Genomic DNA, 4,404 nt, shown 5'->3' on the forward strand with positions numbered 1-4,404 from the left:
CGCACGGTGCCCTTCGTCGCCAAGGCCACCGGCACCGCCATCGCCAAGATCGCCGCCCGCATCATGGCCGGCGAGAAGCTGTCGGACTTCAAGCTGAACGGCCCCACCCCGCCGCACACCGCGGTGAAGGAAGCCGTGTTCCCCTTCGCCCGCTTCCCCGGCGTCGACATCGTCCTGGGTCCGGAGATGAAGTCGACCGGCGAGGTCATGGGCCTGGACCACAACTTCGCGCTGGCCTTCGCCAAGTCGCAGCTGGGGGCCGGCACCCAACTGCCCAAGGAAGGCACCGTCTTCATCTCGGTGAAGGACCGCGACAAGGCGTCGCTGGTTCCCATCGCCCAGAAGCTGCACGGCATGGGCTTCCGCCTGATCGGCACCACCGGCACGGCGGATCACCTGCGCGCGGCCGGCCTGCCGGTGGAGCGGATCAACAAGGTCGTCGAAGGACAGCCGCACATCGTCGACTCGATGATCAACGGTGAAGTCCACCTCGTGCTCAACACCACGGAAGGTGCCCAGGCGCTGGCCGACAGCTTCAGCTTGCGGCGCACGGCGCTCACCTACAACGTTCCCTACTACACCACGGTCGCCGGCGCCCGCGCGGCTGTGGAAGCCATCGCCGCACTCCGCAACGGCAGTCTTGAAGTCGCGCCGTTGCAGTCGTACCTTAGCGGATCGTACTAGGGATGGTTGACGGCGCGACGGCACCCCCCGTCGCGCCGAAATCATCTGTCCCTTGCGCTGCGCTGCATGGTGATGGACAGAACAACATGGAAAAAGTCCCGATGACCGCTGCGGGCTACAACCGCCTGCAGGAGGAACTGAAGCACCTCAAGACGATCGAGCGCCCGGCCGTCATCAAGGCGATTGCCGAGGCCCGCGAGCACGGTGACCTGTCCGAAAACGCCGAGTACCACGCCGCGCGCGAGCGCCAGAGCTTCATCGAAGGCCGCGTAGGCGAGCTGGAGGACAAGATCAGCCGCGCCGAGGTGATCGACCCGTCCAAGCTGTCGGGCGACACCGTGAAGTTCGGCGCCACCGTCACCCTGGCCGACCAGGACACGGACGAGGAGATCACCTACCAGATCGTCGGCTCGGAAGAGAGCGACATCAAGAACGGCTTCCTGTCCATCACCTCGCCGCTGGCCCGCGCCCTGATCGGCAAGTCGATCGGCGACAGCGTGGAGGTCTCCACCCCCGGCGGTTCCAAGCTGTACGAGATCGTCACCGTCGCGTTCCGCTGACGCCCCATGCCGGAAAGCCCCGGTCCGCAGCGCGGGCCGGGGCTTTTTCGTGCGCGGGTCACGCCGTTGGGTTTTCACCTTCGGTTCAACCCAACCTACGGTTCTTTTTTGTCGTCCTGCCCGGCCTTGTGCCGGGCATCCACGCACTCCGACCAATCCAAGGTGCGTGGATGGCCGGGACTGGGCCCGGCCATGACGATTATGGAATGTTTTCAGTAGGTTGGGTTGAGCGCCAGCGAAAACCCAACGGCAGGCGCCCCCTACTCCTTCAAATACCGCTCCAGGAATCCCGCCACGCGCGCCAGCGAGTCGGCGCGGGCGGCCTCGTTGGTGCCGATGTGCACCTCCGCGCCAGCCGCCGTCGCCACGTCCTTGCGCGTGCGCACCGGCGTGCGCGGTGCGTCGAAGCCGTGGTGGGCGTCGGGGTAGACCACCAGCTCCACCCGGTCCTTGACGTTGCCGCGCTCGGCCAGCTCCATGCAGGGCTCGGGCGGCGTCCAGTCGTCCTGGCCGCCGACCAGCAGCAGCACCGGCCCCTGCGGGCGCCAGTGCACGTTGGCCAGCGGCGTCCTGCAGCCAGGGTAGAAGGCGACGGCGGCCCGGTATCCCGCCCCCGGCCCGTCGCCGTAGGCGGCCAGCACGGCCGCGGCCCCCTGCGACCAGCCCATCATGGCGATGTGGTCGCGCCGCACGTCCGGGCGCCGCTCCAGGAAGGCCAGCGCGGCCCAGGCGTCGCGCTTGCGCTCCCGCCCCGCGAGCACCGGCCGGTCCTGGAGCGTGCACACCTCCTGCACCCCGCGCGGGCCGAAGCTGTCGACCAGCAGCACCAGATGCCCCTGGTCGCGCAGCCGCAGCGCCCAGTCGCGGTGGCGAGTGGTGAGCTGGCCGTTGCGTTCGTACATCCCGCCGCAGCCGTGCAGCAGCACCACCGCCGGGAACGGCCCGCGCCCGGCCGGGCGCAGGATGCGGCCGGACAGGGTGGTCGGCGCGCCGCCCTCCGTCAGGTCGCCGTCCAGCGACGGGAAGCTGACGATCTCCTCGGCGTGCAGCAGCGTCGCCGCCCGCGCGGGCGGCGCCGTCGGCAGCGCATCGGCGATAAGCAGGGCAAGGGCGGCGAGGAGCGCAGCGCGCGCGGGCAAGCGGGCCATCATGGCGGACTCCCTTGGGGTCCGCCGATCATAGGCACTGGCTTCGCCGACGGGAAGCGGCCTGTTGCAGCGCGGCGAACCGCACTGCGACAGTCCCGGGGAAGGAGCCGTTACCGGCGCACCGCGCGGGTGGTGGTGCTGGCGTCCTCGTCCTCCTCGTCGTCGTCCTCCGATCCCTCGGGGATGTCCGGCGAATCGACGTCGATCGGCACGCCCGGCAGGTATTTCGACCCGCGGATCGACAGCGCCGACTTCACGTGCGCCACGTTGGGCGCGCTGGTCAGCTTCTGGGTCAGGAAACGCTGGTAGTCGTCCCAGTCCTCCGCCACGATCTTGAGGAGAAAGTCGTACTCGCCGGCGAGCATGTTGCACTCGCGCACCATCGGCCAGCTATTGACCAGCTCCTCGAATTTCTTTAGGTCCGCTTCCGCCTGGCTCGACAGCCCGACCTGCGCGAACACGGTGACACCGAATCCCAACGCGTCGGGATTGATGTCGGCGTGGTAACCGCGGATGAAACCCGCCTCCTCAAGGGCGCGCACGCGCCTCAGGCAGGGCGGGGCCGAGATGCCGGCGCGCCGCGCGAGCTCCACGTTGGTCATCCGGCCATCGTTCTGCAGGTCGCGCAGAATCCGCCGGTCAATTCGGTCGAGTTTGACCCGCCGCATGATGTACTCGTTTCGCTCCAGGGGGGATGGGTTTGAGAAAGGATATTACACGGTGACCCCATTTAAGCCAAGACGCAAGCCCTTACAAGGCTGACCCGGAATACCCCCGTATCGCCGCCGCCCGGACGCGCCCCGCCCCGAACGCGCCCCGAACGCGACGACCGGCCGCACCCCGCCCCCACCCGCCCGCAATCGGAAAACGGCACCCCGCCATGCAGAATCTCACCTGTTGGGTCGTCAGCGACGGCAAGCCGGGCATGGAGAACCAGTGCATCGGCCTGGCCGAGGCGCTGGGCCTCACCCCCGTCGTCAAGCGCGTGCAGCTGCGCAGCCCCTGGCGCGAGTTGAGCCCGTTCCTGCGCCTGGGCTCGCGCTTCGCCGCCTCGCCCAAGGGGGACCCGATCCAGCCGCCCTGGCCGGACCTGCTGATCGCCACCGGCCGGCAGAGCATCGCGCCCTCGCTGGCGGCGCGCAAACTGTCGCGCGGGCGCACCTTCACGGTGCAGATCCAGGACCCACAGATCAGCCCGCGCCATTTCGACCTCGTGGTGGTGCCCCGGCACGACCGGCTGCGCGGTGACAACGTGCTGGTCACGCGCGGCGCCGTGCACCGCGTGACGCCCGCCGTGCTGGAGGCGGCGGCCGGCCGCCTCGGCCCGCGGCTGGCGCCACTGCCGCGCCCGCGCGTGGCCGTGCTGATCGGCGGCAACAACGCCGTCTACCACCTCACCCCCACCATCATGGGCGACGTCGCCGACAAGCTGGCGGCGCTGGCCCGCGACCGGGGGGCCGGGCTGATGGTCACCCCGTCGCGCCGCACCGGGGCGGACAACGAGGCGATCCTGCGCGCGCGCCTCGCCGGCCTGCCGGCCGAGGTGTGGGACGGCAGCGGCGAGAACCCCTACTTCGCCTACCTCGCCATGGCCGACGCCATCGTCGTCACCTGCGACAGCGTGTCGATGGTGTCGGAGGCGTGCTCGACCGGCAAGCCGGTGTACGTGATCGAGATGGAGGGCGGCTCGGCCAAGTTCCGCGCCTTCCACGACGGGCTGTACAAGGACGGCATCACCCGCCCCTTCACCGGTGCCTTGGACAGCTGGACCTACCCGCCGCTGGACGACACCGAACGCGTCGCCGACGAGGTCCGCCGCCGCATGGCCGCGCGCCACCGTTAGAGCCAACGCCCGAACAGCGGACCTGCCGACGTTGGGTTTGCGCCTGCGGTGTATAGACCGGAGACATCCTTTACAGGTGTTCGGGGACATCATTGACACATATGGGCGTGGACGAAGCTTAGCGAGGGCTTGGCCATGCCATTCCAGGAGGTGTCGAAGATGTCCCTGC

4 protein-coding genes and 1 pseudogene are annotated in these 4,404 nt (G+C 69.3%); 3 read left to right on the forward strand and 2 right to left on the reverse strand.

Annotation, left to right across the window (positions count from 1 at the left end; genetic code table 11):
- Nucleotides 1-684: pseudogene (locus tag VED21_RS34100) on the forward strand (carbamoyl phosphate synthase large subunit); the annotation flags it as partial.
- A gap of 86 nt (nucleotides 685-770) precedes the next feature.
- A complete protein-coding gene (gene greA / locus VED21_RS34105; protein ID WP_324890374.1) occupies nucleotides 771-1,244 on the forward strand; it encodes a transcription elongation factor GreA in 474 nt (157 codons plus the stop codon).
- 260 nt (nucleotides 1,245-1,504) lie between these two features.
- Here greA and VED21_RS34110 read toward each other — a convergent pair whose 3' ends face one another.
- Together VED21_RS34110 and VED21_RS34115 are read right to left on the reverse strand one after the other, a co-directional pair.
- Entirely contained in the window at nucleotides 1,505-2,395 is an 891-nt protein-coding gene (locus tag VED21_RS34110) for a dienelactone hydrolase family protein (protein ID WP_324890375.1), read from the reverse strand.
- Nucleotides 2,396-2,502: 107 nt separating this feature from the next.
- A complete protein-coding gene (locus VED21_RS34115; protein WP_324890376.1) occupies nucleotides 2,503-3,060 on the reverse strand; it encodes an Lrp/AsnC family transcriptional regulator in 558 nt (185 codons plus the stop codon).
- A gap of 212 nt (nucleotides 3,061-3,272) precedes the next feature.
- On the opposite strand from VED21_RS34115, the gene VED21_RS34120 reads away from it, so the two are divergent.
- Nucleotides 3,273-4,235 (forward strand): mitochondrial fission ELM1 family protein, encoded by a 963-nt coding sequence (locus VED21_RS34120; protein ID WP_324890377.1) that lies wholly within the window; start codon nucleotides 3,273-3,275, stop codon nucleotides 4,233-4,235.
- Nucleotides 4,236-4,404: the final 169 nt, after the last annotated feature.

This window comes from Azospirillum sp. (assembly GCF_035627195.1).
Lineage (GTDB): Bacteria > Pseudomonadota > Alphaproteobacteria > Azospirillales > Azospirillaceae > Azospirillum.